Origin of the sequence: Rhizobium sp. NZLR10 (assembly GCF_019685125.1) — a bacterium.
Taxonomy (GTDB): domain Bacteria; phylum Pseudomonadota; class Alphaproteobacteria; order Rhizobiales; family Rhizobiaceae; genus Rhizobium.
Genome location: NZ_JABDWE010000006.1, coordinates 124712 through 142126, shown reverse-complemented (window position 1 = coordinate 142126; position 17415 = coordinate 124712). Strand labels below are relative to the sequence as shown.

Annotated in this window: 16 protein-coding genes; 10 read left to right on the top strand and 6 right to left on the bottom strand. The window is 61.1% G+C overall.

Annotated elements, in window-relative coordinates; translation table 11 throughout:
* Window positions 1-68: 68 nt before the first annotated feature.
* The 3 genes from pcaF to HJB82_RS11465 are packed head-to-tail and all read right to left on the bottom strand — an operon-like array spanning window position 69 to window position 2692.
* A complete protein-coding gene (gene pcaF, locus HJB82_RS11475; protein WP_221139973.1) occupies window positions 69-1274 on the bottom strand; it encodes a 3-oxoadipyl-CoA thiolase in 1206 nt (401 codons plus the stop codon).
* Between the two features lie 9 nt (window positions 1275-1283).
* Window positions 1284-1988, bottom strand: a complete 705-nt coding sequence (locus HJB82_RS11470) for a CoA transferase subunit B (protein WP_221139972.1) — start codon at window positions 1986-1988, stop codon at window positions 1284-1286.
* Entirely contained in the window at window positions 1985-2692 is a 708-nt protein-coding gene (locus HJB82_RS11465; RefSeq protein ID WP_221115651.1) for a 3-oxoacid CoA-transferase subunit A, read from the bottom strand. Before HJB82_RS11465 ends, HJB82_RS11470 begins: the two co-directional genes overlap by 4 nt.
* Before the next feature lie 141 nt (window positions 2693-2833).
* On the opposite strand from HJB82_RS11465, the gene HJB82_RS11460 reads away from it, so the two are divergent.
* Window positions 2834-3592, top strand: a complete 759-nt coding sequence (locus HJB82_RS11460; protein WP_207585549.1) for an IclR family transcriptional regulator C-terminal domain-containing protein — start codon at window positions 2834-2836, stop codon at window positions 3590-3592.
* A 55-nt stretch (window positions 3593-3647) separates the two neighbouring features.
* Here HJB82_RS11460 and HJB82_RS11455 read toward each other — a convergent pair whose 3' ends face one another.
* The gene (locus HJB82_RS11455) at window positions 3648-5141 is read right to left on the bottom strand and encodes an acid phosphatase (protein WP_259673943.1); all 1494 of its coding nucleotides are present in this window, start codon (window positions 5139-5141) and stop codon (window positions 3648-3650) included.
* 236 nt (window positions 5142-5377) lie between these two features.
* Here HJB82_RS11455 and HJB82_RS11450 point away from each other — a divergent pair, with 236 nt between their 5' ends.
* The 9 genes from HJB82_RS11450 (at window position 5378) to HJB82_RS11410 (ending at window position 16858) form a co-directional block, all read left to right on the top strand.
* Window positions 5378-6667, top strand: coding sequence for a cytochrome-c peroxidase (locus HJB82_RS11450; protein WP_221139970.1), 1290 nt, complete (start codon window positions 5378-5380; stop codon window positions 6665-6667).
* A gap of 419 nt (window positions 6668-7086) precedes the next feature.
* The gene (locus HJB82_RS11445) at window positions 7087-8202 is read left to right on the top strand and encodes an acyltransferase (protein WP_221139969.1); all 1116 of its coding nucleotides are present in this window, start codon (window positions 7087-7089) and stop codon (window positions 8200-8202) included.
* Window positions 8203-8319: 117 nt separating this feature from the next.
* The gene (locus HJB82_RS11440) at window positions 8320-9246 is read left to right on the top strand and encodes a transcriptional regulator (protein WP_259669603.1); all 927 of its coding nucleotides are present in this window, start codon (window positions 8320-8322) and stop codon (window positions 9244-9246) included.
* A 208-nt stretch (window positions 9247-9454) separates the two neighbouring features.
* A complete protein-coding gene (locus tag HJB82_RS11435; RefSeq protein ID WP_221131861.1) occupies window positions 9455-10963 on the top strand; it encodes an alpha-N-arabinofuranosidase in 1509 nt (502 codons plus the stop codon).
* A gap of 203 nt (window positions 10964-11166) precedes the next feature.
* Window positions 11167-13071, top strand: a complete 1905-nt coding sequence (locus HJB82_RS11430) for an ABC transporter substrate-binding protein (protein WP_221139968.1) — start codon at window positions 11167-11169, stop codon at window positions 13069-13071.
* A gap of 121 nt (window positions 13072-13192) precedes the next feature.
* A complete protein-coding gene (locus tag HJB82_RS11425) occupies window positions 13193-14197 on the top strand; it encodes an ABC transporter permease (protein WP_207585543.1) in 1005 nt (334 codons plus the stop codon).
* A 3-nt stretch (window positions 14198-14200) separates the two neighbouring features.
* Entirely contained in the window at window positions 14201-15058 is an 858-nt protein-coding gene (locus HJB82_RS11420; protein ID WP_207585542.1) for an ABC transporter permease, read from the top strand.
* A 1-nt stretch (window position 15059) separates the two neighbouring features.
* Window positions 15060-16049, top strand: a complete 990-nt coding sequence (locus HJB82_RS11415; RefSeq protein WP_221131858.1) for an ABC transporter ATP-binding protein — start codon at window positions 15060-15062, stop codon at window positions 16047-16049.
* Complete coding sequence (locus HJB82_RS11410; protein ID WP_221131857.1) at window positions 16046-16858, top strand: ABC transporter ATP-binding protein; 813 nt, start codon at window positions 16046-16048, stop codon at window positions 16856-16858. Before HJB82_RS11415 ends, HJB82_RS11410 begins: the two co-directional genes overlap by 4 nt.
* A gap of 39 nt (window positions 16859-16897) precedes the next feature.
* Here the strand turns inward: HJB82_RS11410 and HJB82_RS11405 are convergent, their stop codons facing one another.
* Window positions 16898-17188, bottom strand: a complete 291-nt coding sequence (locus tag HJB82_RS11405; RefSeq protein ID WP_221131856.1) for a type II toxin-antitoxin system RelE/ParE family toxin — start codon at window positions 17186-17188, stop codon at window positions 16898-16900.
* Window positions 17185-17409, bottom strand: a complete 225-nt coding sequence (locus HJB82_RS11400) for a hypothetical protein (RefSeq protein ID WP_221131855.1) — start codon at window positions 17407-17409, stop codon at window positions 17185-17187. Before HJB82_RS11400 ends, HJB82_RS11405 begins: the two co-directional genes overlap by 4 nt.
* Window positions 17410-17415 lie beyond the last annotated feature (6 nt).

The following is a 17415-nucleotide window of genomic DNA, read 5'->3' as shown; positions in this document are numbered from 1 at the left end:
AAGGCTGATATGCCGCGCAACTGGCCGAGGGCTGCCGGCGAACCGCTGCAAGCCCTCTTCGACCGGCCTCAAACCCTTTCGAGCGCGATTGCAATCCCCTGCCCGACGCCGATGCACATCGTCGACAGCGAATATTGTCCGCCGGTCTCCAGAAGCTCCAGCGCCGCCGTGCCGGTGATGCGAGCGCCCGACATCCCGAGCGGATGGCCGAGCGCGATCGCGCCGCCATTGCGGTTCACCCGCTGATCGTCATCGGCAATGCCGAGTGCCCGCAGCACCGCCAGTCCCTGGCTGGCGAAGGCCTCGTTGAGTTCAATGACGTCGAACTGTTCCTGGGTCATGCCAAGCCGGGCCATCAGCTTGCGCGAGGCCGGGATCGGGCCGACACCCATCACCCGTGGCGGAACCGCAGCAGCCGCGCCGCCGAGGATGCGGGCAATCGGCGTCAGACCATATTTTTGCGCCGCCGCTTCGGAAGCGACGATCAGCGCCGCCGCCCCATCATTGACGCCGGAGGCATTGCCTGCCGTCACCGTGCCGCCTTCCTTCTTGAAAGGGGTGGCAAGTTTCGCCAGCGTCTCGATCGTCGTCGCCCGCGGATGCTCGTCCTTGTCGACGATGACGGGATCGCCCTTGCGCTGCGGGATGGTCACCGCAGTAATCTCCTTCGCCAGGCGGCCGCTTGCCTGCGCGGCCGCCGCCTTTGCCTGGCTGCGCACCGCAAAGGCATCCTGGTCTTCGCGGCTGACCTTGTAATCTTCGGCGACGTTCTCGCCGGTCTCCGGCATCGAATCGACGCCATATTGCTTCTTCATCAGCGGGTTGACGAAGCGCCAGCCGATGGTGGTGTCGTGGATTTCGGCCGCCCGCGAAAAAGCCGTCTCGGCCTTCGGCATGACGAAGGGCGCGCGCGACATGCTCTCGACGCCGCCTGCAATCATCAGCTCGGCCTCGCCGGCGCGGATGGCGCGCGCCGCCGTGATTACCGCATCCATGCCGGAGCCGCAGAGCCGATTGATCGTCGTGCCCGGGACAGCGATCGGCAGGCCGGCCAAGAGGGCCGACATGCGCGCGACATTGCGGTTGTCTTCGCCCGCCTGGTTGGCGCAGCCGAAGATCACATCGTCGACGGTTTCCCAATCGACGGCGGTGTTGCGTTCCATCAGCGCCTTCAGCGGGATGGCGCCGAGATCGTCGGCGCGCACCTGGGAGAGCGACCCGGCGAAGCGGCCGATCGGCGTCCTGATATAGTCGCAGATAAAGGCTTCGGTCATGGCTTTTCCTCAGAGTTCCGGGACGACGAGATCGGCAACCGGCCCGTCGAGATGGAGCGGCGCGCCGGTCATCGCCTGCAATTCCTCCGGCGATATCGCAGGCAGCTTCTCACGCAGGACGAAGTGTCCGTCGACGATGTCGATGACGGCATGGCTGGTATAGACGCGGGTGATGCAGGCCACACCGGTCAGCGGGAAGGTGCATTTCTCCACCAGTTTCGGCTCGCCTGTTTTGGTGACGTGCTCGGTGATGACGCAGACTTGCTTGGCGCCGTGCACGAGGTCCATGGCGCCGCCGACGGCCGGCACGCCTTTGCTGCCCACCCGCCAGTTGGCGAGATCGCCGCTCTGGGCGACCTGGTAGGCGCCGAGGATGGCGACATCGAGATGGCCGCCGCGCACCATGGCAAAGCTGTCGGCATGATGGAAGAAGGCCGCCCCCGGCTTCAGCGTCACTGCCTTCTTGCCGGCGTTGATCAGGTCCCAATCCTCCTCACCTTCGGCCGGCGGCTCGCCGAAATTCAGGATGCCGTTTTCCGTATGAAAGATTGCCTGGCGGCCGGGCGGCTGATAGCGGGCGACCATTTCGGGAAAGCCGATGCCGAGGTTCACATAGGCGCCGTCGGCGATGTCCTGGGCGGCGCGCCAGGCGATCTGCGCATTGGAAAGCTTGATGTCTTCCCGAGTGTTGATGGGGCGGGTGTTGACGGTCATACGTAGGCCACTCCAGCTCGAATGAGTTCTTCTTCCTGCTGGGGACTGATAACAGCGACGACGCGGTCGACGAAGATGCCGGGTGTGACCACATGCTCGGGATCGATGCCGCCGGCCGGCACGATCGACGAGACCTGGACGATGGTCTTCGCCGCCGCCATGCACATCAGCGGATTGAAGTTGCGGCCGGCCTTGTTGTAGGTGAGATTGCCCTGGATATCGCCGATCTCAGCCTTGACGATGGCGAAGTCGGCCTTCAGCCAGCGCTCCTGCACGTAATGGCGGCCATCGAATTCGGCGATGACCTTGCCCTCGGCAAGTTCGGTGCCATAGCCCGTCGGCGTATAAAAAGCCGGAATGCCGGCCCCGCCGGCGCGGATACGTTCGGCCAGCGTTCCCTGCGGCACCAGCTCGAGCTCGATTTGACCGGCCAGATATCTGTCGGTGAAGGCGCGTGGGTCCGACGAACGCGGAAAAGAGCAGATCATCTTTCTGACCATGCCTGCGTCGATCATCGCAGCGATACCGATGCGCCCGTTGCCGGCATTGTTGTTGATCACGGTGAGGCCCTTGGCGCCCTTGTCGATCAGGGCATGAATGAGCTCGATCGGCGCGCCCGAACCACCAAAACCACCAATCATGACGGTCGCGCCATCACCGATCTCGGAGACGGCCTCCGCCGTGCTCCTGACTGTCTTGTCCATGCGGGATTTCTCCTTGGCTAGATCAGGTTCTCCAGCGTCAGCCATAAAGCCCGAGGCGACGGACGGCAAGAAATTTGTGCGTTATTTGACTTTTGTTCGTATATCGCACAGAATGGATGGATCGATTGGAGAACTCGCCCGATGCGCGAAACGGATTTTGTCAGCGGCTTTGCCCGCGGCCTGAAAGTCATCGAGGCCTTCGGCGAAACGCGCCAGCGGCTGTCGATCGCCGAGGCCGCCAAGCTGACGGAGCTCGACCGCGCCACCGTGCGCCGTTCGCTGCTGACGCTGGCCGAGCTCGGTTATGCAGATTATGACGGCAAGTTCTTCACCCTGACGCCGAAGATCCTGCGGCTTGGCCATGCCTATCTCGCGGCGACGCCGCTGCCGGCGCTCTTACAGCCGCATCTCGATCATCTTTCGGAAAGGGCCGGCCAGAGCGCCTCGGCCTCGGTGCTCGACGGCACCGACATCGTCTATATCGCCCGCGCCGCGCAGCGCCGTGTCATGTCAATCAATCTCACTCCCGGCAGCCGCCTGCCCGCCTACTGTGCCTCGATGGGCCGCGTGCTGCTGGCCGCCCTTAGCGAAAACGAGGCGCGTGCCATCCTAGCCCGCAGCGAGTTAAAGCAGAACACGGTGAATACCAGGACCGATCCGGACGAGCTGATCGCCGAGTTCCGCCGAGTGCGGACAGAGGGTTACGCCATCATCGACCAGGAACTGGAGATCGGCCTCTGCTCGATTGCCGTGCCGATCGACAACGACAGCGGCGCAACGGTTGCGGCGATCAATATCGGCGCGCCGGCCGCGCTCGTCCCGGCCGCGGAGATGAAGGAGCGGTACCTACCGCTGCTGAAGGAAACGCAGGCCGCCTTGCGGCCGCTGCTGCGCCGGTAACAGCAAACATGCAGAGGGAGCGGTCCCGGTGGAAGCCGGGGCCGCTCGCGACAGATCAATGCGTCAGGTCGAGCGCGGCTGTGAGATCACCCATCGGCGGCCGGCCGTTATCACCGAGCGCCTGGTCGCGGGTGACGATGCCGGGCAGCACCGGCAAATCGTAGCGCGCCGTGATCAGCCGGAGGATCGACGTCGTGTCGTACTGGCTGTGATCCACCGTGCCGCCCTTGGCGAAGGGCGAGATGATGAAGGCCGGAATGCGGTTGCCGGGTCCCCAGCGGTCGGCTTTCGGCGGCGCGACGTGATCCCAGAAGCCGCCATTCTCGTCATAGGTGACGACGACGAGCATATGGCCCCATTGCGGGCTTTTCTCGAGGTGAGAGACGATATCGGCAAGATGCTGGTCGCCGCTCGAGACATCGGCATAACCGCCATGTTCGTTGAGGTTGCCCTGCGGCTTGTAGAAGGAAACCGCCGGCAGTTTGCCGTCGTCGATATCTCCAAGGAAGGCCTCGCCGCCAAGGCCGCCGTCTTTCAGATGTTCGGCGCGTGCCGGCGTGCCGGGCGCGAAATTGGAGAAATAGTTGAAGGGCTGGTGGTGGAACTGGAAGTTCGGCACCGGCGTGGCATTCTTGCCGTCGAGGGCTGCCTGCCAGGCGCCGCCGTACCACGCCCAGCTGATGCCTTTCAGCGACATCAGGTCGCCGATGGTCACCGCATGCTGCGGCGGTAGCGTCGTTGCCGCCGTCGGATCGGCATAGGCTTGGTCGCCATCCTTGGCCGGCGGGTTGGCGCTCGGCTGGTAGGGTGGCTGCATGGTGTTGACGGCGTAGAAATCGGGCGTCAGCGCACCGTCGGAGACGAATTTCGGGGCGCCGTCCAGCGCCGACTTCGGGGCGTTGTCGGCCACCACAAGCGAAGTGCCGTCGGCATCGACCTTGGCGATCACAGGCTTGGCCGGGCTCTTGTCGGCATCCGGATAATAGGGCGCGCAGGCGCAGACCAGCGCGAAATGATTGAGGAACGAACCGCCGAAGGCGCCCTGGAAGAAATTGTCGGCAATGACGTATTTCTTCGCGACCTGCCACATCGGCAGGATGGACCCGTCATAATGGCCCATGACCAGGCTGCCGGAATCGGCCCAGGCGACGAACTTGTCGTTCTTGCCGCCGTCGATCTGCATCTGCTCCTGGTAGAAGCGGTGCCAGAGGTCGCGGGTGATGACCGACGACGTCTGCGCAAAGCCCTTGGGATCGTCGATCGCGAAGCTGGCATTGGCAAGATGGGCCGACTGCGCTTCTGTCACGGCCGGCGTCACGCCCTTGGCAGTCAGGCCGCCCCAGGCGGGCGGCAGTTCGGAAAGCGGCTGGCCGTTGCGGTCGAGTTGGCGCGCCTGATCGGCATTGACGTTGGCGAGGCCGTCGGCACCGGGAAAGCTGCCATAGAGATTATCGAAGCTGCGGTTTTCGGCATAGATGACGACGATAGTGTCGATCTTGTCGTAACCGGCCGGCGCCGCATGGGCTGCCGTCGCCATGGCAAACGGCATCAGGGCCGATCCGGCGAGACAGATTGAGTTGAGGAAATTTGGTCTTTTCACGGGGGTAACCTCATGGCTGGGGGCGTTGGCTAGAGGGAGCGGAAAACGCTCGGGGGCACGCTGACGCTATTCCCGCCATCTATCAACTTTGTGACGTCGGGCTGCCGGAGAAGACCCGTCATCAATTTGTTGCAGCGAGGTTCGATCATGGAGGAACTCCGCGTTAAGTTATTGGAATCCCTATCATGACAACAAAGACGTTCTGGCTCGTGCGCTCCGGTCTGGCGATCGGTATCGTTGCGACAGCGCTCTGTCTGGCCATTCTGCCCCTGCGGCAAAGCAGCGCGGCGGTGGCTTTCGACGTGCATCCCGGCCCGATGTCGCGCGCCGAGGCCTTCGCCCGGGCCGAAACGCTCGGCGCGCTCGGCCGCAAAATGTTCTTCGACGCCTCGCTGTCGGCCTCGGGGCTGCAGGCCTGCGCGTCGTGCCATGATCCCCGTCACGCCTTCGGCCCGGCATCGGCCACGCCGGTGGAGATGGGCGGGCAACATATGAACCAGCCGGGGCTGCGCGCCGTTCCGACGTTGCGTTATCTGCAGGCGGTGCCGTCCTTCACCGAACACTATTACGATTCCGAGGACGAGGGTGACGAGAGCGTCGACAACGGCCCGACCGGCGGCCTGACCTGGGATGGCCGGGTCGATCACGGCGCCGAGCAGGCGAAGATCCCGCTGCTCTCGCCCTTCGAGATGAGCAACAAGGATGCGGCTGAGGTCGCGGCCAAGCTGCGCAAGACAGCCTATGCCGGCGACATCAAGGCGGCGTTCGGCAAGACGGTCTTCGACAATCCCGAGGACACCTTCAGCGCCGCTGCCGAGGCGCTCGCCACCTTCGAGCAGAGCGGCCCGGATTTTTATCCCTATTCCAGCCGCTACGACGCCTTTCTCGCCGGCAAGGCGACGCTGACGACACAGGAATTGCACGGCCGCAAGCTGTTCGAGGATCCGCAAAAGGGCAACTGTTCGAGCTGCCATCTGAGCGAACCCGCCAATGACGGCGAGCCGCCGCAATTTTCCGATTTCGGCTTCCTCGGCCTCGCCGCCCCCCGCAACATGGCGATCCCGGCCAATAGCGACCCCAACTATCACGATCTCGGCCTTTGCGGCCCGCAGCGGACCGACCTTGCCGGCCACGGCGAATATTGCGGCCTGTTCCGGACGCCGACGCTGCGCAATGTCGCGCTGAAAAAGAGCTTCTTCCACAACGGCTATTTCCACACGCTGCGCGACGTCGTCTCCTTCTACGCGAGCCGCGACAGCGATCCCGGCCGCTGGTATCCGAAAAATTCAGACGGCACGATCCGTAAGTATGACGACCTGCCGCAAGCCTACTGGGCCAATCTCAACCAGGACCGGCCTTTCGGCAGGAAGCCGGGCGATGCACCTGCCCTCACCGATCCGGAGATCGACGATATCGTTGCCTTCTTGGGGACACTGACGGATGCCGACTTGCAGCCGAAGGCGAGCGGGCACTGACGCAATCGCCGAACAGGCTGAAGATTACCACAATCTCAGGCCGCCTCTTTGCTAGTTCAATCCGGCCGCCAGATCGCATTATCTGATTTCTTCAACTCGTTTCGTATCCCACATGCCCGGATCCTGCGCTGCCGGTATCTCTTCTAACCGCTCCCGCTGATAAGCGAAGCTTTGCTCTCGTTGTGAAAAGCTCGAGCCAAGCATTCTCATCAGAACCCAACCGCCAAGTATAATGCAGTGCCCGTTGTATATGCCGTGTCAGGCCAGGAGAGATCATTCGTAGAACAACAAGGGTTTGTGAGAGGCGCATTTTGGCGGATCGGAGATTATCTCGGCTCAACCCCGTTTCACTACGGCGCGTGACAACATTCAAAACTTATCTTAATGAATAGTTAAACTGCAAAAGTGCGGGAGGCTCCATGCACGAGCGCGAAATCAAGAAGGCATTTTACCCGAACTTCAATATGATCAGGCTCGTGGCAGCCTCCACGGTAATCTTCTCGCATGCCTTCCTTATCTCGGAAAAGACCTCGGCGAACGAGCCCTTTGAGCGTTTGCTCGGAGAGGGCAATATCCTTGGCCTCTTCGGCGTCTATGTGTTTTTCATCAGCAGCGGCTTCCTCGTCACGCAGAGCGCGCAGTTCGGCAGCGCGGGTGGTTTTCTCTGGAGGCGGGCGCTGAGAATATACCCGGCATTTATCGTCTGTACGCTGCTCAGCGTCTATGTCTTGGGCGCCTTGTACAGCCCGTTGGGCGTCAGTGGTTACTTGCTCAAGTCGCTTCATATGAAGACGACACTGCATTCGTTGCTCGACCCGAACTTTGGCATGACCCTGCCGCATGTGCAGTTTTATGACCCCGCCATCTCTTGGCTTGCCACCTCGGTCAACGGCTCTCTTTGGACGATCGGGCAGGAAATCTTCTGCTACCTCATCGTCGCCGGATTAATGGTAATCGGGCTTCTGCGAGCCCCGCTGATGGCACTTGCCCTCGCCGTAGGCGTGACCTGGCAGCTTTTCTTCGATCATCCGTGGCCAAAGATACGGTTCCTGACGGATTTTACTTTTATCGCTCCCTACTTCTTCTGCGGTTCGCTTCTGAGGTTCGTGATGGAAAAGCGGCAGCCCAATATAGTCCTGGCATTGATCTTCGTAGCGCTCGGTATGCTCTGCCTCGTCTTCTGGCCCGGCTATCTTTACGGCCGCATGTTGTTCGCCTATCCGCTTATCTACATCGCAACCTCGCCGGTGATACGCCTGCCGACTCTCGAACGCTTGGGCGACGCCTCCTACGGGACCTATCTCTATGGCTGGCCAGTGGAGCAGACGATGAACCATGCCCTCGGCGGGTACAGCACGTGGTGGGCGGTCTTAGCGCTTTCCCTGCCGACAGCGTGGTTGCTCGGCTGGCTTTCATGGCATCTGCTGGAAAAGCATGCGCTGCGGTTAAAACGAATCTCATTCCTCCAGCGACAGCCTGCATCCCCTGAGAAAGGCGACTTCGACCCACGTCGCAGTGACGTCTGGCGCTCTTGATCGTCACAGCCGGACTTTGACGCGTGACTGTTCTCGGATACCAACACCATTCGGCACTGCTCCCCTTGATGTATCACAATTTCCGATATACATCATTTCATCGGAAATAGTGGGGGAATGATGGAACGTTCGTTTTTGACGATTGCCGCCGGTGAGAATAATACGGCGATACGGGCTCTTTCGGCGCCGGCGCGGGTTGAGATGCTGAAGCTGCTCTGCGCCAAAGGGCCGACGAATATCAATGATATTGCCCAGGCGCTTTCTCTCCCGCAATCCACCGTCGCCACCGGTATCCAGATTTTGGAAGAAGCCGGGCTCGTCGAGTCGCGGCTGGCCAAGGCCCGCAAGGGAAACCAGAAGATCTGCTCGGCGGTCTATAGCGAAATCCTGATCAGCTTTGAGGAAAGTGCCGCGCAACGGGCCAACAATATCATCGAAGTCGAGATGCCTGTCGGGCTCTACACCAGCTGCGACGTGCATGCGCCATGCGGCCTTTGCTCCACCGAGAGCGTCATCGGCCCTCTCGATGTTCCCGACTATTTCCTGGATCCGCAGCGCATGCAGGCCGGGCTCGTCTGGTTCGGCCGGGGCTATGTCGAGTATAAATTCCCCAACAATGCCAAGGTGTTGAACAAGGATATCCGCGCCATCGAATTTTCGATGGAGCTGTCGTCGGAAGTGCCCGGCACCAATGCGGACTGGCCTTCCGATATCACCCTCTGGGTCAACGGCATGGCGATCGGCACCTGGACCTCGCCCGGCGACTACGGCGACAAGCGCGGCGCCTTCACGCCGGCCTGGTGGAAGCTCGAAGGTTCGCAATATGGGATGATGAAGACCTGGCGCATCTCGACGCGGGGAACCTTCATCGACGGTGTCGCCGCATCGAATGTCACGCTCGGCGACCTGGCGCTCGGCCAGCACTCGTCCATCCGCCTGCGCGTCGGCATCGCTGAGAATGCCGGCCATACCGGCGGCGTCAATATTTTCGGCCGCAGCTTTGGAAATCACGGCCGCGATATCATCATGCGGCTTCATGTCTGAAAATCGATATCATAAATCGTGATTTCAAATTTCATTTCTTTTTCAAATTAGCAGACCATAAAATATAGACAATGCATTGTAATTGAATTGTTTTTCAGGAAATTATATTAGTATGATTAAAAACACCGGTCGGTTGACAGAACGACATTCCTGATATCAAGTTGGAGGCAAGAAAACAAAAATTCTGATACATAAACGGGAGGATCCGTTGAAAACCAATGTCGTTGCCCACCGCGATTTCCGCATCGCGACCATTGACGCCAGGCTCTACAGTTCATTTCTCGAGCATCTCGGCAGAGCGATATACGGCGGCATCTACGAGCCCGGACATCCGACAGCCGACGAGGACGGCTTCCGCCGCGACGTGCTCGATCTGGTGCGTGATCTCGACACGCCCTACTGCCGTTACCCCGGCGGCAACTTCGTTTCGGCCTATAATTGGGAAGATGGCGTCGGCCCGCGGTCGGAGCGCCCGGTTCGCCTCGACCTTGCCTGGCGCACCCGTGAAGCCAATCAGATCGGCGTCAACGAATTCGTCGACTGGTGCAAGAAGGCCAACACCAAGCCGATGCTCGCCGTCAATCTCGGCTCGCGCGGCCTCGATGCCGCCCGCAATTTCCTCGAATATTGCAATCATCCGGGCGGCACCTATTATTCCGATCTGCGCCGCAAGCACGGCTGGGCCAATCCGCACGATGTCAAATTGTGGTGCCTCGGCAATGAGATGGATGGCCCCTGGCAGGTCGGCCACAAGTCGGCCTATGAATATGGCCGGTTGGCCGATGAGACGGCGAAAGCCATGCGCGGCTTCGACAAGTCGCTCGAACTGGTGGTCTGCGGCTCGTCCAATTCCGATATGAAGACCTATCCGGATTGGGAGGCTCAAGTCCTCGAGCAGTGCTACGACAGCGCCGACCATATCTCGCTGCATATGTATTTTGCCAACCGCGAGAAGAATACCCTCAACTATCTCGCCCGGGCGACCAAGCTCGACCGCTACATCACCACGATCGGCGGCGTGATCGACTACATCAAGGCGAAGAAGCGCTCGAAGAAGACGATCGGCATTTCCTTCGACGAATGGAACGTCTGGTATCATTCCAACCAGCAGGACAAGGAGATCCTGGCGCGCGACGAATGGCCGGATGCGCCGCATCTGCTTGAAGACGTCTATAATTTCGAAGACGTGCTGCAGGTCGGCGGCATCCTGAATACCTTCATCCGCCGTTCCGACCGGGTGCGCATCGCCTGCATCGCCCAGCTCGTCAACGTTATTGCCCCGATCATGACCGATGACGGCGGGGCCGCCTGGCGCCAGACGATCTACTACCCCTTCTACTACGCCTCAAGATATGGCCGTGGATCGGCACTGCAGCTGGTCGTCGATGGCCCGACCTATGACAGCGACGAGGAGAACGACGTCCCCTATCTCGACGTCTCCGCCGTCCATTCCGAGGATGGCAAGACGCTGACCTTCTTTGCCGTCAACCGTCATCCGCAGACGGCACTGGATTTCGACGTGCGCCTGGAAGGTTTTGGGACCGCCAGCGTCATCGAGCAGGTGGAGATGACCCATAGCGATCTGCTAGCCGTCAACACGGCTGCGCGGCAGGATACGGTCGCGCCGGTCAATGTCCAGACTGCGAAGATCGAGGACGGCAGGTTGCGGGCGGCGCTGAAGCCGCTGTCCTACAACGTCATTCGGCTGTCGGTCTGACAGCCGCCGCCGGGTAAGGCCCATTGGCCCCCGGCTAAAGAAATTCGGCTCGACTGCGAGGAGGCAGGCGGGTTGGAGGGATGGTTGGCTAGAGCCTTGGACCTTGAGTGTTTCAAGTCCTGATGCTTTCGCGAACCGACAACCGCGACGTGCCCATGCGTGCCTTTGCGGCCGCCGTATCGTCGCTTTCTAGGGAGGAGTTCATGCAACAGTGGAAGAGGCTCGCATTTGGCGTCGCGCTGGCCGCACTCGGCCTGACAGCGGCGGCCAAGGCCGATGACTATACCTCCTTGCCCCGCAAGGAGACGCTCATCGTCGAAAATCCGGAAGGGACGATCAAGAATCCGGGCTGGTTCAATATCTGGGTCAATGGCGGCGGCGGTGTTTCCACCGGCCTGCAGCAGCTGACCATGGATACGCTCTGGTATATCGACCCCGAACAAGGGCTTGGCGGCTCGACCTGGGACAGTTCCCTGGCCGCCGACAAGCCGCAATATAATGCCGACTTCACCGAGATGACCGTGAAACTGCGCAAGGGGCTCTTCTGGAGCGACGGCGTCGAGTTCACGGCCGACGACGTGGTCTATACCGTCAAGACGCAGATGGATCATCCCGGCATGGTCTGGAGTGCTGCCTTCTCGGTTCAGGTGGCAAGCGTCGAGGCGACTGATCCCCAGACGGTGGTGTTCAAGCTGAAGAAGCCCAATTCGCGCTTCCATGCCCTGTTCACCGTGCGCTGGAACGGCGCCTGGATCATGCCCAAGCATGTGTTCGAGAAAGTCGCCGATCCGATCCGCTACGATTTCGCCAACCCCGTCTCGCTCGGCGCCTACAAGCTCAAGGCTTACGATCCCCAGGGCAAATGGTACACCTGGGAAAAGCGTGAGGACTGGCAGAAAACATCGCTTGCGCGCTTCGGCGAGCCTGCCCCGAAATATGTGACCTACACCGATCCCGGCCCGCCGGATAAACGCACCATCGCTCAGCTCGAGCACAATCTCGATATCATCCACGACAACACCCCTGAGGGCATGTTCACCCTCAAGGAAAAATCCAAGTCGATCGAGACCTGGTTCCCGGGCTTCCCCTTCGCCCATCCGGATCCGACCCTTCCGGCGGTGATTTTCAACACCCAGGACCCGACCTTCAACAATCCTGATGTGCGCTGGGCGCTGGCCCTGCTGATCGACATCAAGGCCGTCGACATGGCGAGCTATCGCGGCGCTGCGACGCTCTCGGCGCTCGGCGTACCGCCGACGGCAATCGCCATGAAAGACTATCAGGCGCCGATGCAGGATTGGCTGAAGGATTTCGAGGTCGACACCGGCAAGCAGAAGATCAAGCCCTATGACCCCAGCGTCGGCCAGCAGATCGCCGATCTGCTGCGCAAGCAGCCGAAGTTCAAGGACCAGATCCCGACCGACCCTGAGGCAATCAGCACGGCCTTCGGCTATGGCTGGTGGAAGCCGGATCCGAAGGCTGCCGGCGAACTGCTGGAGAAGGCAGGCTTCAAGAAGGCCGGCGGCAAATGGATGACCCCGGACGGCAAGCCGTTCAGGATCCGGATGACCGTGGAGGGCGATTCGCGCTCCGTCTTCACCCGAGCAGGCACGCTGATCGCGCAGCAATGGGCCGCCTTCGGCATCGACGCCAAAGCCGTGCCGACGACCAGCCTATGGCAGGTGGCACTCCAGCCCGGCGATTTCCAGGTGGCGATTGCCTGGAGCGTCGAGACCTGGGGCGGCGATCCCGACCTGTCGTTCTTCCTCGACAGCTGGCACTCGCAGTTCGTGGCCAAGAAGGGTGACGTTCAGCCGCCGCGCAACTGGCAGCGCTGGAGCAATCCGGAGCTCGACAAGATCATCGAGACCATTCGCGGCATCAGCGCCGACGATCCCAAGGGCATCGAGCTCGGCAAGGATTATCTGAAGCTGGCCGCCCGCGAAATGCCGACGATCCCGCTGATGTCCTATAACGTCTTCACCTCGATGGACACGACCTATTGGACCGGTTATCCGACCATCAAAGACCCCTATACCGACCCGGTGCCGAACTGGGCCAACTCCAGGCTGATGATGGTCAAACTGAAGCCGGCTCAACCGAAATAATCCTCCCAACGCCGGCGCGCAGCCATCGCGCCGGCCCCTTATCGGCGGGCTCTGCCCGCCGATCCTTTCCCGTCGATGCTGTCCCATCGATGAAAGGAAACCAGAGAGGAACCACTGCTCTATGACGTCCTATCTGATCTTTGTACTGAAGCGGTTCGGTCAGTTTCTGCTCGTCGTCTTTCTGGGCGTCAGCATCACATTCTTCGTCACCCACCTGACCCCGATCGATCCGGTCGAAGAAAGCATCGGCGCCATTACCCAGATGGGGCAGTCCGATCCGAATGCGATCGAACTGATGCGCCAGTCACTGCGCGAGCTTTACGGCATGGAGGGCTCGATCTGGCAGCAATATCTGCATTTCTGGCTGCGGCTTGCGACCGGTGATCTCGGCCCCTCGCTGTCGGCTTTTCCCACACCCGTTTCCACCATCATTCTGCGGTCCCTGCCCTGGACGATCGGGCTGATGACGGTCTCCACCCTGATCACCTTCGTGCTCGGCAATGCGATCGGCGCGCTCGCCGGCTATTACCGGAAGAATACGGTGCTGAAGGCCGTCAGCCTCGTCTGCATCGCCCTGCTTCCCATTCCCTATTATATTCTCGCCTTCGTGCTGCTCATCCTGTTCGGCTATCTCTGGCCGGTGCTGCCGATCAATGGCGGCTATGAGATGAACGCCAATCTCAACCTGTCGTTTTCCCTGGTCCTCGATATCCTCGAACATTCGATCCTGCCGGCCATGTCGTTGATCCTTGTCGGAACCGGCAGTTGGCTGATCGGCATGCGCGCGCTGGTATCCAACATCATCACCGATGACTACGTTGTCTTCGCCGAGCTCGGCGGCGTTCCGAAGCGGAAAATTCTCCGCTCCTACATCGCCCGCAATGCCATGGTGCCGCAGTTCACCGGGCTTGCCATGTCGCTCGGTGCGATCTTCAACGGCACCGTCATCACCGAAATCGTCTTCGGCTATCCCGGCATCGGCAACCTTTTGATTTCGGCGGTGCATGCCGGCGACTACAGCCTGGTGCTCGGCCTCAGCGCCTTGTCGATCGTCGGCGTCGCCGCCGCGGTGTTCATCATCGACATTCTGAGCCCGCTGATCGACCCGCGTATCAAGGTGGAATAGAGCATGTTTACCATTATCCGTGACCTCGCCCGCCAGAATATGGAATTCCTCTGCGGCCTGCTGCTCTTTGCCGTCATCGTCGGATTGATCATCCTGTCCTATTTCTCGCCCTACGCCCCGACGGACATCTATCTCCTGCCACCCGACATGCCGCCCGATGGCGATTACTGGCTCGGCACGACATCGCGCGGCCAGGACGTTTTCTGGCAGTTGACGACCGCCCTTCGCAACACCTTGTATTTCGGCATCGGCGTCGCTTTTATTTCACGCATCATCTCGCTGGTCGTCGGCCTCGTCGCCGGTTATGCCGGCGGTGCGGTCGACCGGGTGCTGATGGCGATCAACGACAGCGTCATGGTCATCCCGCAATTTCCGCTGCTGATCCTTTTCTATTTCGTGCTGAAGGACAGCATGACCTGGACCGCGCTGATCGTCATCATGGCCTCGCTCGGCTGGTCCTACGATGCGCGCCTCATCCGCTCGGTGGCGATCGGCCTCAAGACAAGGCCGTTCACCACCCAGAGCGTCTATTCCGGCATGAGCATGCGCAAGATCCTCGCCGAGGAGCACCTGCCCTACGTTCTGCCGATCGTCTTTGCCACCACGATGAACAACATGATCTGGTCGATCGGCATGGAGATCACCCTGTCGGTGCTCGGCTTCACCGATATCGAGACGCCGACCATGGGCATGATGATCTACTGGGCCAATGCGCATTCGGCGCTGATATCAGGCGTATGGTGGTGGGTGGCGGCACCCGTCGCCGCGATCGTCGTTCTCTTCCTGGCGCTCTTCCTGCTGTCGATGTCGATGAACGAATACAATGATCCGCGCAGCCGGCTGAACCGGATGGGAAGTTAGCATGGACCCTTTGGTCGAAATCGAGAATCTGAAAGCCTATTACCGTGCCTTCCTTTATGGCGTCGATCGCGAGGTGCGCGCCGTCGACGATATCAGCCTGACGATCGGCCGCGGCGAGGTCTATGGCGTTGCCGGTGAATCGAGCAGCGGCAAGACCACCCTGATCAAAACCATTGCCGGCGCCATCCGGCCGCCGCTGCGGGTCGTGTCGGGGAGCGTGAAATTCCATTTCGCCGGCGGCACCCAGGATATTTATGCGATGAAGCCGGAGGAGCGCATGGCGCTGCGCTGGAAGCATCTGTCCTATATCATGCAGGGGTCGATGAATGTGCTCAATCCGGTGCGCCGGATCCGCCATTCCTTCACCGATTTCGCCTTTCGCCACATGCCGGTCGGCAAACAGGTTTTCTTCGAGAAGGTCGCTGCCCATCTGCAGCGGCTGAAGCTCGATCCGCATCTGCTCGACGCCTATCCGCACGAGCTCTCCGGCGGCATGCGCCAGCGCATGACCATTGCGCTCGCCACCATCCTGACGCCGGAATTCATCATCGCCGACGAACCGACGACGGCGCTCGACGTGATCGTCCAGCGCGACGTGCTGTCGATGATCCGCGAAATCCAGCGCGAGATGGGTTCGTCCTTCCTGTTCGTCACCCATGATATGGGGGTTCACGCGACGGTCTCCGACCGCATCGGCATCGTCTATGCCGGGCGTCTGGTCGAGGAAGCGCCGACCGCCAAACTCTTCAGCAAGCCGCTGCACCCCTATACGCAGCATCTGGTCGGCAGCCTGCCGCGCATCGGCGATGCGACGACGCGACCCTCGCTGGAGGGCCGTCCGCCAAACCTTGCCATGCCGCCGGAAGGCTGCCGGTTTCACCCGCGCTGTCCGAAACGCATGGATATCTGCTCGCAGAAGGTGCCGCCCTTGGTCACCGTCGAGCCGGGGCGGCGCGTCGCCTGTTTTGCAGTTACGGGAGATCAGCTTTGACCGCTCTGCTCAGCCTCTCGCATGTCACGAAAATCTATCGGCAGGGCGGCATGCTCGGCCGGCGCCTGGTCACCGCAGTCAAGGATGTCAGCTTCGAACTGGGCGAGGAGCCGGAGATCCTGTCGATCGTCGGCGAATCCGGCTCGGGCAAATCGACGATCGCGGCGATGATCCTGGGGCAAACCACACCGACGGAAGGGCAGCTGGAATTCTCCGGCAAAACTGTCACCATCCATAGCCGATCCGAACGCAAGGCCTTCATGAAGGAGGTCCAGCCGGTTCTGCAGAACCCGTTCGAAGCCTTCAACCCGCTGAAGCGGGTCGACCGCTATCTGTTCGAGACGGCCCGCAATCTGTCAGGCCCGGGAAAACGGATAGACCGGAAAGAAGCGGAGCGGATGGCCGATGCGGCGCTTACGCATGTCGGCCTGACGCTCGAAGAGGTGAAAGGCCGGTTCCCCCACGAACTATCCGGCGGCCAGCTTCAGCGCGTCGCCATTGCCCGCGCGCTGATCCCGCAGCCCCGCCTGCTGGTCGCCGACGAGCCGGTCTCGATGGTCGACGCCTCGCTGCGCATGGCGATCGTCAACCTCTTCGGCCGGCTGAAAAGCGAACTCGGGCTGTCGATCATCTACATCACCCATGATCTGGCCACCGCCTATTACATCAGCGACAACATCATCATCATGCGCAAAGGCGAAATCGTCGAGCGGGGCCAGGCCCGCCCCGTGCTGGACAATCCGCAGCATCCCTATTCGCGCGCGCTCAAGGAGGCGGTGCTGGCGGCGGATTTCAGCCCGGCGATGTGAGCGCTGCGCGTAATGAAAATCAGGCCGCAAGCCTCGCGTTCACTGTCCGGGCATGGATGCCGGAGCGCGGGCACCATGGCGCACGGCATGGATGATAATTTCGGCCTCGGTGACTTCGTAAAAGATCAGGTAGGGGTAAGGAACCGCCGTCAAGCGGCGAATGGTCAAGTCTTCGGTGCGCTTGCCGACGAACGGTTGCTCGGGAAGTTTTTCGATCAGCAATTTGATGCGCTGCCGAACACGGCGTGCGCCCTGCGGCGAACGCGGGTCGAGATATCCGGCAATGTCTTTCAGGTCGGCAAGGGCCGGTTTCGTGTAGCGAAGTCTCACAGGCCGTAGCTGGCCCATACGGCGCGAACTTCTTCATCGCTTGCAAATTCGCCCCGCGCAGCGGCGGCTTTCGAGTCCGCAATCGCCGCCCGCTCCCCGGATGCCAAAGGCACAGGCTCTTGCTCGTCGGCAAGGTGCAACAGGACGCGCGCCAACTCATCCTGCATATCTGGAGAAAGGGCGCGGACGCGCTCGACGGCTTGTTCCAAAAGGTCTGTCATACCCCA

Excerpts from the sequence above, each read along its gene's own strand:
- HJB82_RS11415 (WP_221131858.1), top strand. The coding sequence starts at position 15,060 with ATGGACCCTTTGGTCGAAATCGAGAATCTGAAAGCCTATTACCGTGCC.
- HJB82_RS11425 (WP_207585543.1), top strand. The coding sequence starts at position 13,193 with ATGACGTCCTATCTGATCTTTGTACTGAAGCGGTTCGGTCAGTTTCTG.
- HJB82_RS11430 (WP_221139968.1), top strand. The coding sequence starts at position 11,167 with ATGCAACAGTGGAAGAGGCTCGCATTTGGCGTCGCGCTGGCCGCACTC.
- HJB82_RS11455 (WP_259673943.1), bottom strand. The coding sequence starts at position 5,141 with ATGCCGTTTGCCATGGCGACGGCAGCCCATGCGGCGCCGGCCGGTTAC.
- pcaF (WP_221139973.1), bottom strand. The coding sequence starts at position 1,274 with ATGACCGAAGCCTTTATCTGCGACTATATCAGGACGCCGATCGGCCGC.
- HJB82_RS11465 (WP_221115651.1), bottom strand. The coding sequence starts at position 2,692 with ATGGACAAGACAGTCAGGAGCACGGCGGAGGCCGTCTCCGAGATCGGT.
- HJB82_RS11400 (WP_221131855.1), bottom strand. The coding sequence starts at position 17,409 with ATGACAGACCTTTTGGAACAAGCCGTCGAGCGCGTCCGCGCCCTTTCT.
- HJB82_RS11440 (WP_259669603.1), top strand. The coding sequence starts at position 8,320 with ATGATGGAACGTTCGTTTTTGACGATTGCCGCCGGTGAGAATAATACG.
- HJB82_RS11450 (WP_221139970.1), top strand. The coding sequence starts at position 5,378 with ATGACAACAAAGACGTTCTGGCTCGTGCGCTCCGGTCTGGCGATCGGT.
- HJB82_RS11445 (WP_221139969.1), top strand. The coding sequence starts at position 7,087 with ATGCACGAGCGCGAAATCAAGAAGGCATTTTACCCGAACTTCAATATG.
- HJB82_RS11470 (WP_221139972.1), bottom strand. The coding sequence starts at position 1,988 with ATGACCGTCAACACCCGCCCCATCAACACTCGGGAAGACATCAAGCTT.
- HJB82_RS11460 (WP_207585549.1), top strand. The coding sequence starts at position 2,834 with ATGCGCGAAACGGATTTTGTCAGCGGCTTTGCCCGCGGCCTGAAAGTC.
- HJB82_RS11420 (WP_207585542.1), top strand. The coding sequence starts at position 14,201 with ATGTTTACCATTATCCGTGACCTCGCCCGCCAGAATATGGAATTCCTC.